17 protein-coding genes are annotated in these 18,504 nt (G+C 42.1%); all 17 read right to left on the minus strand.

Annotation, left to right across the window (positions count from 1 at the left end; all coding sequences use genetic code 11):
• Nucleotides 1-8 precede the first annotated feature (8 nt).
• Nucleotides 9-1,448, minus strand: coding sequence for a lipopolysaccharide biosynthesis protein (locus AC6H44_RS12990; RefSeq protein ID WP_500735988.1), 1,440 nt, complete (start codon nt 1,446-1,448; stop codon nt 9-11).
• A gap of 46 nt (nt 1,449-1,494) precedes the next feature.
• Nucleotides 1,495-2,538, minus strand: a complete 1,044-nt coding sequence (locus AC6H44_RS12995) for a TDP-N-acetylfucosamine:lipid II N-acetylfucosaminyltransferase family protein (protein WP_500735990.1) — start codon at nt 2,536-2,538, stop codon at nt 1,495-1,497.
• Entirely contained in the window at nt 2,535-3,113 is a 579-nt protein-coding gene (locus tag AC6H44_RS13000) for an acyltransferase (RefSeq protein WP_500735992.1), read from the minus strand. Before AC6H44_RS13000 ends, AC6H44_RS12995 begins: the two co-directional genes overlap by 4 nt.
• A 29-nt stretch (nt 3,114-3,142) precedes the next feature.
• Nucleotides 3,143-4,249 (minus strand): DegT/DnrJ/EryC1/StrS family aminotransferase, encoded by a 1,107-nt coding sequence (locus AC6H44_RS13005; protein ID WP_500735993.1) that lies wholly within the window; start codon nt 4,247-4,249, stop codon nt 3,143-3,145.
• A gap of 387 nt (nt 4,250-4,636) precedes the next feature.
• Nucleotides 4,637-5,911, minus strand: a complete 1,275-nt coding sequence (gene ltrA, locus AC6H44_RS13010; protein ID WP_500735645.1) for a group II intron reverse transcriptase/maturase — start codon at nt 5,909-5,911, stop codon at nt 4,637-4,639.
• 798 nt (nt 5,912-6,709) lie between these two features.
• Nucleotides 6,710-8,077, minus strand: a complete 1,368-nt coding sequence (locus AC6H44_RS13015; RefSeq protein WP_500735994.1) for a Slr4 family S-layer protein — start codon at nt 8,075-8,077, stop codon at nt 6,710-6,712.
• A gap of 476 nt (nt 8,078-8,553) precedes the next feature.
• Nucleotides 8,554-10,596, minus strand: a complete 2,043-nt coding sequence (locus AC6H44_RS13020; RefSeq protein ID WP_500735996.1) for a secretin GspD/PilQ domain-containing protein — start codon at nt 10,594-10,596, stop codon at nt 8,554-8,556.
• 34 nt (nt 10,597-10,630) lie between these two features.
• Entirely contained in the window at nt 10,631-11,131 is a 501-nt protein-coding gene (locus AC6H44_RS13025; RefSeq protein ID WP_500735997.1) for a hypothetical protein, read from the minus strand.
• A complete protein-coding gene (locus AC6H44_RS13030) occupies nt 11,128-11,706 on the minus strand; it encodes a GspMb/PilO family protein (protein ID WP_500735998.1) in 579 nt (192 codons plus the stop codon). Before AC6H44_RS13030 ends, AC6H44_RS13025 begins: the two co-directional genes overlap by 4 nt.
• A gap of 2 nt (nt 11,707-11,708) precedes the next feature.
• Nucleotides 11,709-12,857, minus strand: coding sequence for a hypothetical protein (locus AC6H44_RS13035; protein ID WP_500735999.1), 1,149 nt, complete (start codon nt 12,855-12,857; stop codon nt 11,709-11,711).
• 7 nt (nt 12,858-12,864) lie between these two features.
• A complete protein-coding gene (locus AC6H44_RS13040; RefSeq protein WP_500736000.1) occupies nt 12,865-13,716 on the minus strand; it encodes a type II secretion system minor pseudopilin in 852 nt (283 codons plus the stop codon).
• Nucleotides 13,716-14,399, minus strand: a complete 684-nt coding sequence (locus AC6H44_RS13045) for a prepilin-type N-terminal cleavage/methylation domain-containing protein (RefSeq protein ID WP_500736002.1) — start codon at nt 14,397-14,399, stop codon at nt 13,716-13,718. Before AC6H44_RS13045 ends, AC6H44_RS13040 begins: the two co-directional genes overlap by 1 nt.
• Entirely contained in the window at nt 14,389-14,820 is a 432-nt protein-coding gene (locus AC6H44_RS13050) for a PulJ/GspJ family protein (protein WP_500736003.1), read from the minus strand. The genes AC6H44_RS13045 and AC6H44_RS13050 overlap by 11 nt, the downstream gene beginning before the upstream one ends.
• Nucleotides 14,810-15,220, minus strand: coding sequence for a type IV pilin protein (locus AC6H44_RS13055; protein WP_500736004.1), 411 nt, complete (start codon nt 15,218-15,220; stop codon nt 14,810-14,812). Before AC6H44_RS13055 ends, AC6H44_RS13050 begins: the two co-directional genes overlap by 11 nt.
• The gene (locus AC6H44_RS13060) at nt 15,221-16,423 is read right to left on the minus strand and encodes a type II secretion system F family protein (RefSeq protein ID WP_500736006.1); all 1,203 of its coding nucleotides are present in this window, start codon (nt 16,421-16,423) and stop codon (nt 15,221-15,223) included.
• Nucleotides 16,423-18,072: a GspE/PulE family protein gene (locus AC6H44_RS13065; RefSeq protein ID WP_500736007.1), complete on the minus strand. Its 1,650-nt coding sequence runs from the start codon at nt 18,070-18,072 to the stop codon at nt 16,423-16,425. Before AC6H44_RS13065 ends, AC6H44_RS13060 begins: the two co-directional genes overlap by 1 nt.
• Nucleotides 18,072-18,467 (minus strand): type II secretion system major pseudopilin GspG, encoded by a 396-nt coding sequence (gene gspG / locus AC6H44_RS13070; protein ID WP_500736008.1) that lies wholly within the window; start codon nt 18,465-18,467, stop codon nt 18,072-18,074. Before gspG ends, AC6H44_RS13065 begins: the two co-directional genes overlap by 1 nt.
• Nucleotides 18,468-18,504 lie beyond the last annotated feature (37 nt).

The following is an 18,504-nucleotide window of genomic DNA, read 5'->3' on the forward strand; positions in this document are numbered from 1 at the left end:
TTAAATAGTTAGGGTACTCTTGCTTTAACAATACCCAAAACATATTGATATAAATCGTTTTGAAATAACCTAACACCTGTAATATATAAAAGCATTGCAACCACAATGGTAAATACTATATTAAACCAAGCCGATAGATTAACAATATAAGCAAAAAACGCAGCGCTTACACAGCTTATTAAACTTAGCAAAAATAACGGAACTAACGCTTTAAGCTGCCTTAATAACGACAACTCACTTAGCTGCCCGTTATAGTAAGTATTAATAAACAAAGCAATATACGATTGAACAACAATACCTATACAAATCCCTTTAATACCATAAGGTACGCTAATAAAAAGTATGACCGTGGTAATCATTTTTTTTATTATCTCAAGCTTTAAAAATAAGTCAGTTCGCCCTTTAACCTGTAAATAATTTAAATTAATTGCATGCACAGGGTACAACACCAACCCCAACGCTAAAATCGACACATAAACCGCAGAGGGGCCCCAGGCACTGCCTAATAAAGCGGGTATAAGCACATCAGCAATTACGGCAAGCCCAAACATTAAAGGAAAAATAACTAAAGCAGCAAACCGCAAGGTTAATATATATGTATCGTCTAAGCGCTTAATATCATTTTGAATACTACTTAGCATAGGGTAAGTAACACGCTGTATTACCATAGTTAAAGTGGTCACTGGCATTTTAGTTAACTGATCAGCTTGCGTAAAATGACCCACGTCAGATGCCGTAAATTGCTTACCAATAATTAACTGATAAATATTTCTATATACAGTGTCAATTAGCCCCGCGAGTAATAATTTTGAGCCAAAGCCAAATAGTTCTCTAAAAGAGCTAAACGAAAAGCCCCGTTTAGGCTTCCATGGTTTTAAAATACTCAGTAAAACACCGCTTAGCAGTGAAAAACTTAATGTTTGCCCCACCAACGCCCATACTCCCATATTTAAATAGGCTAAATACAAGGCCAGGCAAGTACTAAAAAAAACGGCAACTAAAGAAGCAATAGCCAACGTTTTGAAGTCCATCTCAATTGACAACTTTGCGCGCTGTACAAGCGTAAATGAGTTAATAATCACCGCAAAGCCCAGCACCCTAAGTAAATTAGTTAACTCGCTTTGCTCATAAAAATCAGCAATTAAAGGGGCACTAAAAAACAAAGCACAGTAACATGTACACGCAATAGCCACATTAAACATAAACGCCGTCGTAAAATCACACTCCGTAGGCGTTTGTTTTCTAATAAGTGCAGAGCTCATACCGCTGTCAACAAATACTTGGCTTATTGCAATAAACACAGCCAACATACCAATTAAGCCAAAGGCTTCAGGGCCCAAAAACTTAGCTAATAGTAGCATTACAATTAGCTGTATAGCTTGCGTGGCTAATCGCTCTATTGCACTCCACTTTAAACCTGTTGTTGTTTTACTTTTTAGGGTTTGCATTAGTAACCTTGGCCTACCTTACTTAAAAAACACAACTCGTTAATACTTAAAACAATGACTCTAGTGTTTTGCACCACTTTGGCGCAAGTGCCGCTTCGGTAAAATGTTGCTGCATTAAATCAGCATTATTACTATTAAACGCATGCGTTAAAGCAGCCATCTCACTAAAGCGCATAGTCGCTAACATATCTGTTTTATATAATTTAAACCCCAAAGCAGTTAAATCACGGTAGCTTGAGGTACTGCCAAGTAAAAATAATGGTTTACCCATTAAAAACATGGCGTATGCAACATACAATCCTTGCTGTCGCTGCTGCGCAAACACCGTCATGCTCACGTCATTTAATAAGGCATCGTACTGGGTTTTACTCAACATAGTGGTAATAGCATTGACCTTGTTTTTAAATAAACCATTTGCATGGTTAATTACGCGCTCAATGTAGTTAGGCTCACCGGCGTAGTTAAGGGGCAAAATTATTTCTATGTTGTCATCGGCTAAATGCGCCAATTTATTAAGCGCATCAATGTGGTTGTTACTAGGTGATGCAGAGTTACCCACCAGTATTTTAACCGGCTGTTGTTCACCTACTTGTGTGCAATCGGGTTTAGTTACTTGCATACCAATAAGCGGGTAAGGTAAAACCGCTACATGTTTACGTTTAAATACTTTTTGTGCTAACTGCGCATCCCCTTGGTTTAGCGCAAACACCTGTGCAAAGCGGTTAATCACTAGCGCATGTAAAACATGCACTATACGCTGCTTAAGGGTTCTACCCGCTTTTGTATGGCGGTACAACTCTGCCCCCCAAAGCACGCAGCTACTGCGTTTAATTACTGGGTTAAACAGTAGTTTTTTCCAGGTGTGCATATCAAACAAACCATGAAACACCACATGGTCAACACTATCCAGTGCATTTAATAATTCAAATAGCTCATGGTTATTTTTATACTGAGTAAACCCCGTTACTGGCGTAGCCGATTTAACCCAAAATGCCTGTTCACAGCGTGGCTTACATTGCTGAGTAAAAAACTGCTGCATATTTATATAATGATGAGGGGTGTCATCAAATACATGAATCACTTTACTCATGGTTGCTCACTGTTGTATTTTTTTATAAATGCGGGCACTAAATTAAGTAGTTGTTTGGTGCGTGGTTTTATAAATTTAGCCGGCTGCCCTGCGTAAATACCCCACGGTGCTAAATTACGGTTAACTAAGGTCAGCGCGCCCACAGCCACACCTTCACCTAGGGTAACATTGGGCAAAATTACACTGCTAGCACCCACTATTACGTGTTTATTTAGTGTAACGGGTGCATGCTCAACAGCCGTAAATTCGCTATTGATGGTGGGGTTAGTTAAGTGCTCGCCGCTATAATCGTCGCTTGAGCTGTAAATAGCCACCCGCGATGAAATATTACAAAAATCATTTATGGTTACTTTACCTGCACCAATAATTGAGCTGTACACCGCAATATGCACATGGCTGCCTATATTAATGCCGCCCTCGCCTGCACTAATAACGCAAAAATCATCTATACGCACATTGTCACCAATGCTAATCGCCGCCGCGCCATAAAAAGAGGCCTTAGCTGAAATACGTACATTACGCCCTACATGTAAAAACCCTAAATCACGTAAGGCTTGCGCTGTATATAGTGCCATTATTCACTCCTTGGTAATGATTGTGTGCATTAAGCGTGACTATTAATTGCCGCAATAAGGTGCTGGCATATTTCATCAACCCCCTCAAGTGTTAAATCAGTAAACATAGGCAGGCATAAAACCCGCTCGCTTATACTGTTTCCTATGGGTGTATTACCATGCATACCATAGGCAGGCACTTGGCTTAAACTGGGGTAAAAATAGCGGCGGGTTTGCACCCCTACATTACTCAGTGCGGCTTGTACTTTTAACAACGTGTCTTGCGTTTTAAATACCACCGGCATATAGGCGCCATTGTTAGCCCCCTCAGCGTGCCAAGCTTGTAATTGCAGCGCTTTAACGGGCGCTAGCAACTGTGTGTAACGCTTAACTAACTGGCTGCGCCATGTGGTAATGTGGTCAATATGTTTAAATACACACAACCCCATAGCCGCGTGCATTTCGCTCATTTTTGCATTAATACCCACAAATTCAGGAAATTGCTGCGCGTCAAAGCCAAAATTAATCAGTTGTTTTGCTTTTAAATAATCGGCTTTGTGCTTAAAAATTACCGCGCCCCCCTCCACACTATGAAACAACTTAGTGGCATGCAAACTCAGCGTAGCGGCATCGCCATATTGCAGTACGCTTTGGCCGTTAACATTACTAGCAAACGCATGCGCGGCATCGTAAATTACTTTGAGGTTATGCCTATTAGCAACCTGTTCAATATTAACAACATCACAGGGGTTACCAAATACATGCACCCCCACAATGGCACTGGCACGGTTTAATTGCTCGTCACTGGCGTTGGCTATATTTATGTTATACGTGGTTGGGTCTATATCTATAAATTCGGGGGTAATACCCGCAAAACACAAAGAGCTGGCGGTAGCAGCAAACGAAAATGGCGTGGTAAGTACGCAGCTTTTGTTTTTAGCATCAATATCAAGCGCTGCAAAGGCGACTTGCAAAGCTAAGGTGCCATTGGCAACGAGTAGTAAATGCTCAACATTTAAATATTCAGCCAACTGCTGCTCAAGTTGCTGCAAACACGGGCCATTATTGGTCAACCAATTACGCTGAAATATTGCATCAATTTGGGCTGTGTAGTCATGGTTTTTAGGTAAAAAAGGCTTAACAATGGGGTATTTCACAACATACACTCGTTAAAAATTAAGGTGGGGAAGTGTAGCAAAGAATGAGTTAATTTTTAATTTTTAATTTTTAATTTTTAATTTTTAATTTTGAGGTGTTTTTTTGAATTTTTAATTAAAAATTTAGCATTTAAAATTAAACATTAGATAAGTGTGAGGTGTTTTTACCCTTTACCCTTATCACTTCACTCTTTACATTTGAGTGTGAGGCGTTTTTTGAATTTTGAATTTTGAATTAAACATTAAACATTAAAAATTAATAATTAAAAATTAAAAATTAATAATTAAAAATTATATCGAGTAGGGTGAGGCTTTTGCCTCATCCCTCTCACAGAACCGTACGTACGGACCTCGTATACGGCTCCTGTATTCTTCTATCCCTTCGGCTTATTTACTAAACGCCGATTGAGCAAGCCATCCTGTACTTACTTTTTCCATTGAATATAAACCTAGCTCTTCAAACCATTGGTTTGGCATTGCTACACTCGATAATGGACTTAGGGAGTTTCGCCATGAGTTCATTTTCATAAACTTAAATGGCGGCTTTTTCCCTAATTGTTTTAGTCGTTTATGCAATCTCGCTGGATTTTTCCACAACCTTAACTGAATGGCCCTTAATCGGCGTCTTAACCACCCCGCCAGCTGAGTTAATGCTCGTTTACAATTGGCTATACTGAAATAATTTACAAAACCACGCACCACTGGGTTTAGTCTTTTTATTATTTCAACTAAGTTCATGCCGCTATTTCGTTTTGTTAATCGTTTAACTTTTTGTTTGAAGCCTTTGAGTTTTGACCCTTGGATCCATGTCCAATTACATCCTATCTCCACTCCCAAAAATTTTACCCCTTCACTGCTATGCGCTATATGGGTTTTCTTTTGATTGACTGTTAACTTCAAGTCTTTCTCCAGTATCTGAGTTGCTACAGTGAGTGCATGTTTCGCTGCTTTTTCTGTGCAGCATAAGATCAAAATGTCGTCGGCGTACCTCACTATTCTGTGATTTCGCTTTTTCATTTCTTGATCGAACGCATCTAGGTAGATATTCGCCAACAATGGACTAATAACCCCTCCTTGTGGACTCCCTACCTCACTCGCTTCCCAGTGATTGCCTATCATTACCCCACTTTTTAAAAACTGATTGAGCAGCTTTAAAATGCTACCGTCTGTCACTTTACGTTTGACGCTGCTAATAATTAAATCGTGGTCTAACAGGTCAAAGCACTTCGACAGATCCATATCAACCACCCACTCACGCTGATATTTACGAATAAATACCGTGGCTTTGCTGATGGCATCATGGCAGCTTCGTTTCGGCCTGTACCCATAACTTGATGGGTGAAAGTCGATGTCGAAGATCGGTTGGAGAATGTTCAATAGCGCTTGTTGTACTATGCGATCGCGAACTGTTGGAATGCCCAGCAATCTCACGCCGCCATCGTCTTTCGGTATTTCTATCCGTTTGACCGGCTGCGCGCGATACTGCTTGCTCTGCAGTTCACGTTGCAGTTGTTTCAAGTTTTCTTCTAAATTCAAGGCGAACGCGGCTATGAACTGCCCATCTATTCCGGCGGCTCCTTTTGCTGCTTTCACTTTTTTGAATCCCTTGTACAGGTTATTAATATCTAATAATTGCCCATACAAGCTGTAGTAAACTGTCATCAATTGCCTTTGCTTGCGGTATGTCTGTCGTTTCACATTGATGTATAGTGGTGTCCTTCATGATGACATTAGGTGTGCTAGCCCAGTGGCAATCTGCCTAAGTGGTCAATCATTACTCCCGTGCTCGGCCTTTAATTCTCAGCGTCCACATTCCTGCTTAGCCGTCATCTCTTGCCTATTTCCGTCGAAATACATGTGAACCTATACGTCGATATTCCTGATTTTCATACTCTTAAAGAATACTTCCCCCCTTCGCAATCAATTAAAACTTTTGATTTAAATTGACCCTATCAGACACGCTGCTGATAGTCGGCTTGGTTTTGCCCTCCACACCATTACTGGCTTTCATCGGCCTAGCCTTACTCACTACTACGGGTTCATCTGCCACCTCACACCGACGTTAAACCTTGGGTTTCCCCTTGAGTTTAGGCCACTTATTTACACTAAGTTTAGATGCCAGGCTTCCCCAGTTACTGTGCTGGCTCCCTGTTAGAAATTCCACCCTCAAGCACAGCATTGGTCTGACTAAGTATAGGGCGTTGCGCTATTTTGCACGCTGACCCACCAATGCTGCCGAAACAGGTTACGGTTAGTTGTGTACCTCTAACTTCTTATGGCTTCCTTCAGACCCCACCGTTGGCCAGTGACGCCCTTGCCATTCAGATTATCTTCCCCTTAGTCAGGGTGATTCAGATTTCTTTCAACCTGACGGGTTTGCCAGCTTCGCTGGGCAAACAAAAAAAGCGAGCCTAGGCTCGCTTTTTATTAACCGGTAAACGGGTAATTAGCAAATGCTAATTAACGTGTTTTAACGCGGTCTTTGTCAGCTTTAGAGAAGTATACTACGTCTGTTTTAATATTACCTTTTGGTGCATCAACAATTATCTTAATTGCAGCGTTAGTATCAGTCAGACCTAACTCTGTTGCGTATGCAGCTACTTCTTTACCTACGTTAGTAACTGCTTTAGCTTTAGCGTCAACACCTAAAGATTTTGACTTAGTAATGCCATTAGCAGTAATTTCTACACTGATATCACCTTCAACTGTACCTTTGTTTGTTACAGTGATTGAGTGCGCATAGTTACTACCAAATGGTACAAATGTTGATGTAGTATCTGCGTAAGAGTTTAACTTCCACTCACCAGCATAGTTGCTTACTGATTTAGTAGAATTAGCTGTATCGCCATTTGCTTTGTACGTTATTACTGAATCAACAGTAAACGTTTGTGTAGGGATTACTGTTTCGCCATCAATTTCGAAATCTACAGCAACACTTCCAGAAAAAGCAGGAGTTCCGCCTTCAGCAACGTCAGTAATAGTGATTGATTGGAAATCCTCAGCAAATGCAACACCTTGGCCTGAAACAGAAGCACCTAGAGAAGATACTGTGACAGCAGCTTTTTCAGCAGCGCTTAGCTCGCCGTTACCGTCAACATCTAAAAAGCTAAAGTTACCGTTGATTTTGTGAGATACAGAAACAGCAGTAGCGTCTGACTCTGTAGTGGCTTCATTATCTGTCACTGTGATTGTAAGCTTATCTGTTGGTTTAGTACCTGTAACTGTATCATCAAAAACGAGGCGACCTTTAGATACATCAACAACACCATTTAGTAAACTAGCAGAAGCTACTGACACTTTGTATTGTTCTGCCGGCTCTGCAAGCACTGAAGCAGCTTTAGTGGAATCAAATGAACCACTAGTGACAGTAGAAATTGCATTAAAAGTAGCTGTTACTTTACCGCCTGCCTTCAAATTATCTGTAGAAAGCTTTATACCTGTTAAAGTAAAAGTAGAACCTGCACCGACAGCTTCAGCACCAACGTCACTTTCAAGTGTGAATGTTACTGTATTGCCATTAGAAAATACTTCGCTATTTGCTTTTGCCTTTAGATTGGCGGCACCAGCAGAGACACCCGTGATAGCTAATGATGCAGTTGTACCAATTGCAAAAGTATCGTTAGGGAAAGTAAAAGATACCTTGTCGCCAGCTTGGTAAAAGTTACCAGCAGTAAGTTCAGATGTTGCTACAACACTAGCAAGATCAAATAAAGCAAGTTTAGAAATACCTTCAGATGAGTATTTAGTATTTGCATCAGGGATTGTCGCCGCTGTTGCTGTACCAGCAAGGCCTGTTAGCGCTAGGGCTAGAAGTGTTTTTTTAAACATTTTTTGTTCTCCAAGTTTCATGAAACAGGAACTGTCATTGTTCCCTTATGTATTTTTTTGGTTAACTATGCACCATAGGCCGTCACCTAAGTGACTACTAGTTAAACCATGAGTTAGTCTAAACATTGTTAGTTTATTGTCAAGCAATTAACGTATTTAAACTTACTGCAATTATGTTACCGCTTTATTACACTGCCAGCAAGTTTTTTAAGGTTTTATAAATCAATAACTTAAAAGCAAAAGCAGTGCATGTTAAATTATTTACTTATTATATAACAGTTAGTTGCATACGTAGCTGGCTGTTTATTGGTTGCAAATTATGTAAACAACTGTAAATACAACAAAAGCGTTAAAACACGCGATGCGCGTTTAATAACCCCACCTAAAAAAACAATAATGAAAAAGCATTGTTTTTGTTAATTTTTAATTGTAAATTTTTAATTAAACATTCAACATTCAACATTAAAAATTAAACATTAATCCGTCAATTTAAGCTCGCTCATGCCTTGTTTAAACTGGTTGTATATGCTTTCCCACTCGGCGGTGGAGTCTACTATGCGTGGCGTTACCAGCACCACCAGTTCGGTTTTGGCGGTATTGTTGTCGGTGCCGTCAAATAAGCGGCCAAGCAGCGGTATACTTGAAAAAAACGGCACGCGGCGGTCGCTTAAGGTGCTGTTTTCGCTTATAAGCCCGCCTAGCATAATGGTTTGGCCGTTACCGGCTATAACCTCGGTTTGTAATGAGCGTTCAAAAATAATGGGGTTACCCTCGGCGCCGCTGCTGTTAGCTTGGTTGCTAATAGATTGGGTTATTTGCATTAACACTACCCCTTGGGCGTTTACCGTGGGGGTGACTTGCAAATTAATACCGGTTTCTAGGTATTCTACTGAGGTGCGCGAGCCATTAACTGGGTCGGTTATTATATCGCCCACTATGGGTATGCGGTTACCCACAACTATACTTGCGGCTACGCCGTCGCGCACGGCAAGGCTTGGGCGCGATAGCACATTAACATAGGTATTTTTTTGCAATAAGTTAAATGCCAGCTCGCCCGATGCCCCCGAGAGCAAATACGACAAGCCGTCGGCGTTATTTTCTAGGTTAAACCCGCCTTGCACGTTGGCGCCTCGGTTGGTTAAGGCAAATTCTACCCCTTGTTTAAACTCATCGGTTAAAGTAACTTCGGCTATCATCATTTCAAGCACCACTTGCTTGGGCATAATATCAAGCTGCTTTATAAGTGGCAGCATTTGCTGGTAGGTGGTGCCTGCGGTGTAAAAAATAAGGCTGTTGGCGCGCTCATCAACCACCAATTTCATGTCGTCGTTGCTGGCGGCACTGGTGCTACTTTGCCTGCGATTACTGCCTGCTTGTTTGTTTTGGCTGGCCGCCGAGGTGTTATTGGTTAATGCACTGCCCGCCCCGCTGCCATCTATTAAGGTTTTTAGGCTGTCGCCTAAATCGGCGGCGCGCGAAAACTGCGGCTGGTACACAAAGTATTGGCGCTCACTGCCGCTAAGTGGTTGGTCTATTTGTTTTAGCCAAAAATTTATGCGGTTTATAATTTGTTGGTTTGGCGCAAAAAACACAATATTACCGGTGCGATCTAGGCTTACCAACGACACGGCACTGCCTGTGCCACTGGTGGCTGTGCTTATGCCTTCTTGCTTAAGGAGCTCAGGGAGTTTTTGTTTTATTTCGTCTGCGGTGACAAATATGGCTTTGTATATGCCTATGGCGCGGTCGCTAAAGGCGGGCTGATCGAGTAGTTTTACAAATTCTAGCGCTTTGGTTATTTCACTTTGTTTGCCTTTTAACATAAACGCGTTTTGGCTGCCTGCGGGTATGTATTGGACCCGCGCAATAGAGGGCAGCACTAAACTTAATTGCCCTTGCTGGCCAAATTTTAGCGGCACCATTTGCATTATGTCGGCGGTGGTTGCGGGCACATTAGCGGCACTTGCGCCATAGCCAAAGGCTAAATTACCACTGCCGCCCTCTTCTATGCTGTGTATGTAAAACATGTCGTCTTGGTGGCGTATGGCTATATTACGCTCTTGCAGCATTTGTTGGCTTAGGGTAAATAATTTACGTTTGCTTAGTGGGTCTTGCAAGTTAAGGGTTACTTGCGCTTCGCTGTTGTTTAATTTGTCGCCCAGTATGTAGCTTACTTTTAATAGCTCGCCAAATACGTAGTGCAGGTAGTCTTTTACTAGCAGGCTGTCGGCGGTGAGTTTAACGGTTTCGGTATTGCTAAACTGTAAGGCTAGGTCTTGCTGTTGCCCTTGGCTTGCACTGTAGCGCGCTATTGGCTCAAGGTATGTTATGCCTTGCTGCGCCGCGGTTTTATTAGTGCCGGGGCTAGTTGATTGGGGCTCTTCGCTTGCAACTACATTTACAGGGGCTTTTTTTTGCAAGTACGAGGGCGATGGCGATAAGCCATTTTGCGTGGTATTACAACCGGCCAATACGCCACTTGCCAATAAGCCTAAAATAAGTGTTTTACTGTGTTTCATAGTGTTTCCGTGCCAATAATTGTGTATTTAGCCTTTAACCACGTTGGTACATTACCAAGGTAATTTGCTGCTTATTTTTGCTCAGTGCAACTTGCGTGTTTGACAATATAGTTAAGGTATACCCCTGTACGCTTTGCGAGCTGGTGTATTTTACTAGTTCGGTTTGCTGGGTGTTTACATTTTTTTGCTCAATAAGTGCATACGGTGTGGCGCTGTATATCACCGCTTTTAATTTAAGCTCAAGGTTGCCGGCAAATACACTGAGTAGCTCGCCGCTTTGCGCCGCTTGCTGTGCGGCACTTAAGCCTTGCTCGGCGGGGGCAGTTTCTGGCTGCACTGGCTGTGTATATTGGCTAAACAGCGTGTTTAATTGCGCTTTGGCACTGCCTGATAAAAGCGGTAACGGCTGGGCGTTGTTGGTTTGCGCGTTAAAGCTGTTATTTGCTGGTGGCTTATTTTGTACAAAGCGGCTGGTAAAGTCGCTAATAAGCACCAACAGCACTATGACAATAATGCCTAGCATTAGTTTGTTCATGGTGCCTCCGCTTTACTTTGGGCTGGGTGCATGTAAAAGGCCAGTTCTATGGTGCCCTCTACTTGGCCTAGGCTGTTGGTGTTTTGCCCTTTTAAATTTATATTTAAACTTTTAAGCTCGGCCTTTGGCGTTTGGCTTTCAAGGTGGGTAATTAAGTTAATAAAGTCGTGCATTTTACCTTTAATATTTAACCGCAATTGGTGGCGCATTAATTGGTTATTAGCCACCGCAATACTTGGCAACCAGCTACTGGTGTTTATTTGTAGTTGGTTACTGGCAATGGTTTGCTCTAGCTGTTGCTGCATAGCCAGTTTAAATTCGCCCTCGCGCTGGGGGTTTACAAACAAGCTATTTATAGCGCTTAACTGGGCGTTTATGCGTTGCTGGCTTTGGGTAATTTGGCTTTGATTAGCAATGACATTTTGCGATTTAGCGGCGCGTTTTTCTAGGTTAGCAAGCTGTGCTAGCTGGGTGTTTTGCCACTCTATTATGGGCATTACTATAAACTTTAGGGTAATGAGTAATACCAGTGCAATAAGCGCGAGTTGGTGTTTAGGCTGTTTTAGGTCAAGCATGGTTATTTGCCCTCACTGTTGGTGTGAGTGGCTGTTGGTATGCGTTGATCTTGCGCGGTGTTTAGGGTAAAGCTAATAACAAAACTCTCACCACGGCGCTCTTTACGCGAGGGAAAGTCAAACTTGGCATTATTAACCCGCGGGTTATTAAGTATAATTTGTAGCGCGTCGGTGGCTTTATTAGCTGTACCGCGCAGTATGTAACGGCCCTCTTCAAAGCGAATATTACTAAGCTCGGCGCTGGCAAATAATTGCTGCAATACAAAAAATAGCGAGCTTGCTAGTTGCTGGTTTTGCACAAATCCTTGCAAGGTGTTTAATTGCTCGGTGGTGGCCTCAAATTGCTCAAGGGTGTTTAACGCTTGGTTTACGCTGCTTTTGTTTTGCGCAAGCTGTGTGTTTAAACTATGGCTTTTATAGCCTAAATACGCACTGGTTAAACCCGCATAAGCAACACATATTGCAATAGCGATTAGGCTGGTTTTTTTTATTTGCGCTTTATTAATAACTGACGTTGGGGCGCTAAAAAATGTTGCCAACTGGGTTAACGGCTGCGCTTTAAGCCCCGCAATAAGCGTTTGGGCAAAGTGTTCAGGGTCGTCAATATTAATAACGTGCTTGCAAGGTACACCAAACATGCTGGCAAAACGCTCTGGGGTGTTAATAAGCGGGCTGGCTAATGCCGAGCATACGTTGTGTTGATGCCCAGTGACAAACATGGCCGAAAACGCGTTACTGTGCACCACGTGATCGGCCTTTACTATGTTGCTAAGTAATAAGCTTTCAGGCAGGTTTAACCATGCCGCGGGTAAGCTTAAAAAACGCCAGTACGTTACTTTGCTTTGATCAACCCCTAAGGGGTTAATGTTATAAGCACTGCGTTGTTGCTGCTCGCTGGCAAGGCTTTGGTTGTTTATTTTTATTATATTTTTAAGCTCTTTTTTATTTGTTAGCGGGTAGTTTTCGCTTTGCTCGGTGTAATGTTTACGGCCAACAATTTGCACCCAAGGCGTTTTTACAGGCTGATTTTGCGCCACTAAACTAAATTGCTGCTGGGCGTTTAATACAAAGTTGTATGGCTTATCGCTGTAATACACAACGTGCTTGCATAGCCATTTTTTTATCCATAATGTGAGTTTAGTTTTAATCATTAATTCTCTACTGCGCCTTCACTGCCACGGTGTTAACTACCGGGTTGCCTGTGGGTTGTAAATGGTAATAGGTTACTGTTTGTACCCGTGCATCGCCTACTTGTACGTTTAGGGTTACTTTAAATAAATTAGACGGGTATAAAATAATGTCGTCGTTTTCGTAAAACCCGGTTACTTGCGAAAACTCGCGCACGCTTAACTGCTTTGCATTGCGCAGCATAATAACATGGCTTGCTACATCTGTTGTTAATAATGCATTAAGTAACGCGTTAGGCGCGGTCATGGGGTTAAACGCCCCTTTTTTATATTGTGTGGTGTTTGCCTGTAATATAGCTAACTGCGCTGGCGCTAACCCTAAATGCATAAGCTCGCTTATGTCGTGTATTGCCGCATGGCGGGCCGTAATAGTAGGCGGCAGTGAATCGGTTCGCCCGTCTAACTGTTGCCAATGTATTATTTGCTGCGCCATTAACTGCGCATCATAATCATTTAGGCCGCTGTAGGTCAATAGTTGGCTTAAGCGTTGTTTATTTGGGTAATGTAAATTAAGCAGCCCGCGTAGGTCTTGTATTGCTACGGTTACCTGTGGGCTGTAGTTAAACGTTTCACCATGAAAGTTCCAGTTACTTGCCACGCCACTTTGCGTACTGGGGGTTTGCGCTGGATTTTTTTGCTCGCTAAGTAAGGCATACAGTATATTTGCTTGCGCATTGTGCAGCTCAACGTAGGCCTGTGCTTTATCGAGCATAAGCGTGGCATTGTGGACTTGTTGGCGCGCCGATTGCGTAAAATATAACGCCAATATTGAAAGCACCGCTACAATAAGCAACACCTGTACTAATGCTATGCCGCGCTGCATTAAAAGTCACCTGTTTGTATGTAATTACCAAACCAGCGGTTTGGCTCGCTGTCGAGCTGAATATAAAATACCAATGGCTGTTGGTTTTTAACTAAGGTTAGCTGTATTTTTTGCGGTGTAAGTTGCTGATCAATCCCTGAATAACGATTTTGCCAATCGGGTTTAAACTCGGGCTCGCCCGTTGCCATTTGGTCAAGGTTTTTCCACCCAAAGTAGCGTATATTTATGTCGTCTAAATTGGTCAGTAGGGTTTTTTTATCGCTAAACTCAATGTTTTGTTCGGTATTTATAAGTAATAACTCACTGCCCGATACCCCTTGGTAAACTAAGTCGTACTTACCACTGTTATTTTGCACGGCGGTTAAGCGAAATATTTCTGGGTATTGGCTATTTATTAGCCCGCGTTTGGTTATGGCAAGTAGGCTTTTATCGTCACCTACAAAAAGCAGCTCAGGGCGGCCTTTTTTATTTTTAATTAAGTAGGGCTCTATGCCCTCAAGCGTGGCTTGCAGTAAATACACGGCTTTGGTTTGCGCCACATTTTGCTCAAAACTGCCCAGCTCTTTGTTCCAACGCGATGCAAGTTGCATATAAACATAGTTGCCAGTAAACATAAGCAGCGAAAGTAAACTAACCGATATTAGCAGCTCAATAAGCGTAAAGCCTTGCTGTTTACGCATCATGCCAGCTCACTTCGTTAAAGGTGTAGGTTTTTACACTACCTTGGCTGTTTAAGGTAAGGGTAATTTGCCACAGTTTAAATTGGGTTTTTGTTGCCGCGTTTTCGCCAAACTCCAGCACCATTACTTCGTCGGTCACTTTTTTAGTTTGCTGCACGGTTGCTTGCCATGTGTAGCTACTTTGCCAGGCGTTACCTTGGCCATTTAATTGCGTTTGTTGTGGGCTGGCATTTTGTACTTGGTGCTTTATTTGGCTCAGCAGTGCGGGAACATTCGCCACATTATTAACGTGGTTGCTGGCTTTTTCGCTCGATATAAACGCGCCCCGGTAAATAAGCGATACCGCGCCCATGGCCATAAATAATATAATGGTGGCAACCAGTAGCTCTATTAAGGTAAATCCTGTGTGCTGGTTATTTTTCATCGTGTTGCTCCAGCTCAATAGTTAATGGCTCACCTCTAAAATGGCCGTTAATTATTTGCGGGCTAACAAACCCATTGGCATTAAAATTAATCCATTGCGGGTTAAATTTTAACGATGCTAAGGTTTTTGTTTTTATTAATTCGTTACTGGGGGTTTTATACAAATTAAGGGTGTTACCAGTAAGCTCTAACGCATAATTTTGCTGTGCTATAAACGCTTGAAAACCTATGTTTTTTATCCACTTAGTGGTGTTTAACAGCTCGGTTTTAGCCTCAGTTTTATCAACCGCCTTAATTGATATAGGCGCAACCACACTAAGCAATAAGCTAACAATACTCAGTACAATAATAAGTTCAATTAGGGTAAAGCCATTGTTAGACTTAAAACCTGATTTTAGCATTTAAAAACCTACGTCGTTGAGCGATATCATACTCATTAGCATAACCACAACAATTCCTCCTACAAAGCCTCCCATAAATAATATCATTAGGGGCTCGATTAGTGCGGTCATGTTGTCGGTCCAGGTTTCAAAGTCTTGGCGTGAACGATTGGCAATTTCTTCAAATACAATATCGAGATTGCCCGACTCTTCACCTACCTCTAATAACGATATATAAAACGGCGGATACAACGACGTTTGTTGTAACGTGGGCGTTAGTTGACTACCGCGCTTTACTTTTTTACGGGCTATGTTCATTTCATGGTTTAAAACATGGTTTTTTATATTACCCGCAGACAGCTCAAGCGCTTGATCAATTGGCACACCGGCTTTTAACATTAAACTTAAGCCGCTGTTAAAACGAATTCGTTCTACTGTGATGGTTGCATTAGCAATAACCGGTAGCTTTAAAGCCGATTTATGCCACCATGTTAAAAAGCGCGGTTTTTTTGAGGCCCATATTATTCCCGGCACACAGGCTATAATACCTATGGCAAGTAACCCTTGGTATTGGTTCATCCACTCGCTAATAGAGAGCATAAGCTGGGTGTACCATGGCATGGTGTCTAGTTGGCTAAACATGTCGGCCATTTTAGGAATAATAAAATTAAATATAAAAAATATACTAAGCACACAAACAAATAAAATAACGCTGGGGTAAGTTAACGAGCCTATAATTTTACGTTGCAGCTCACGTTTAAATTTTAGATCTTTTGCGAGGCCGGCAAATATTTCGCTTAAATTACCCGACGCCTCACCCAGTTCAATTAAGTTACAGTATAAATTGTCAAACACATCGGGGTGCGCACGGCAGGCTTGCGATAAGTTGCTGCCTTTTTTTATGCTGTTGCTTATATCGGCTAACATTTTAGCCAATGCGGGTTTTGCTTTAGTGCGCCTAATGATATCGAGCCCACGGTCAATTCTAACCCCTGTGGCCAGTAATAAACTAAGCTCGGCAGTTAAAAATTCTAAATCGGCTAATGATATTTTATTATTAAAACTTAAAGTAAAGCCGCGCTGCTTTTGCTCTTCTTTTACTTCAAAAGGCAGTAATTTTTGCGCTTTTAATTTGCTAATGGCATCTTGCTGATCGAGCGCTTCTATTTGGCCGTCTGATTTTGCGCCTGAGCTGTCGTACGCCTTGTAGTTAAACTGTGGCATTACCCTGCAACCCTAATTACTTCGGCTATGGTGGTTTGCCCTAATATAGCTTTATAAAAGCCATCTTCTAATAAGGTGCGCCTGTTTAAGCTTTGGTTGTGTAGTTTTGCTTTAGGAATAAAGTCGGCATTTTTGGGCATGGCTTTTATTTCGCTGTCGCAGCGTAAATATTCAGTTACCGCCATGCGGCCTTTGTAACCTGTTTGGCTACAATGCTCGCAACCTGCGCCGCGTTTTAGCGCTATAATTGGTAAATTAAAGCGCTTGGCAAAATCGTTCAGCTTGTATTTTTCAATCAGTGCTTGTGCGTTTGGCTCTGGCTCAGCGCAATGCTCACATATTTTACGTGCTAGGCGCTGCGCTACTATCGATACCAGCGCGGCATTAAGTAAAAACTCTTCTACCCCTAAGTCGAGTAGTCGCGTATAGGCGCTTGCGGCATCGTTGGTGTGCACGGTGCTAAATACTAAATGCCCAGTAAGCGCCGATTGCAACGCTATTTGGGCGGTTTCTTTATCGCGTATTTCACCGAGCATTATTACGTCTGGATCTTGGCGTACCACAGAGCGAAGGCCTGCAGAAAAATCAAAGCCTATATCGCTATTTACTTGTACTTGGTTAATACCCGGTAACTGGTATTCAACTGGGTCTTCTAGGGTGATTATTTTTACGTCGTCGTTATTTAGCGCGTTTAAAAACGTGTACAAGGTGGTTGTTTTACCCGAGCCGGTAGGGCCTGTAAGTAATACCACGCCCGAGGTGGTTTTTATGTCTTCTAGTATGAGTTCGTTTATGTCGCTTGATAGCCCTAATACCGACATATCGTATTGCACGTTTTCTTTACGTAAAAAGCGCATTACCACTGATTCACCGTCGTTTAATGGCAAAGCTGATACACGAATATCGATTTCTTGGTTGGCAATTTTCATTTCTATTTTGCCATCTTGCGGGCGGCGCTTTTCGGCAATATCCATGCCCGATAATATTTTTAATCGGGTAATTATTGGTAATTGCTTACGGGCTGATATTGTTTCGGCCTCATGTAATACGCCATCTACCCGAAAACGCGCTCGGTAGCGCCCTTTGTATGGTTCTAAGTGCATGTCGGATGCACCTTGACGTAATGCACGGCTAATGAGCGAATTAAGTAGGTTTACCGTAGGAGCCTCTGTGGCCAGCTCTTTAAGGCGCTCTTCTTCGTCAAGCGGGCTATCGTCGGCTAAATCATTTAGCGGCTCTTCGTATTTAGCGCTTAGTAATTGTATGTCTATGTCGTTGGCTATAAATAACGTATGTGCTTGATTATACTTACTTAACCATTCGTTCATTATGGGGTTAAGTGGGTCTTTACAGGCAAAAAGTAGGTGCGACCTATCACTACTAAAAGGCAGCCAACTTTGTGCAATAAACATGTCGAGCGTCGACTTGTCTATTTCTAAAGGGGAAAAGTTTACATACTGCTCGTTGCTAAATAACGCAATATTTAGGTATTCACTTAATAATAAAGCAACTTGATCCTCTGGCAGGCTGCCCATATTAACCAGTATTTGTTCAAGCCTGCCGCTGTATTTAGCTTGGTAGCTTATTGCTCGCTCTAAGTCTTGCGGGTCTATACTAAACTTATTAAGTAAAAGGTTATGTAATTGCATTATAAGTGAATAATATCCGCGTTGTTATCGGTGCCGCCTTCTTTACCATCACTACCGTACGACTTTAACGTGTAAGGGTTACCCTCAGTACCGGGCGTTTTATACACGTATGGGTTGCCCCAAGGATCAAGAGGCACATCTTTTGGTAAATACGGGCCATCCCAACGAGGTTCGTCGCTTTGACGAAGCTGGTTAAGCTCATTTGGGTACTTACCTAGGTCTAACCGGTAGGTGTCGATTGCGGTTTCAAATGATGACATTTGCGCAGCGGCAATTTTGCGTTCAGAAGAACTTAATTTTGAAAAAAACTTAGGGGCCACTAACGACATTAATAAACCTAAAATAACAATGACGACTAATAATTCCATCATTGTAAAACCGTGATTTTTTTTCATAATACTCTCTTGAAATAATAAAAATAAGGTTTTATTG

It is taken from the genome of Pseudoalteromonas sp. TAP-3C (assembly GCF_059888565.1).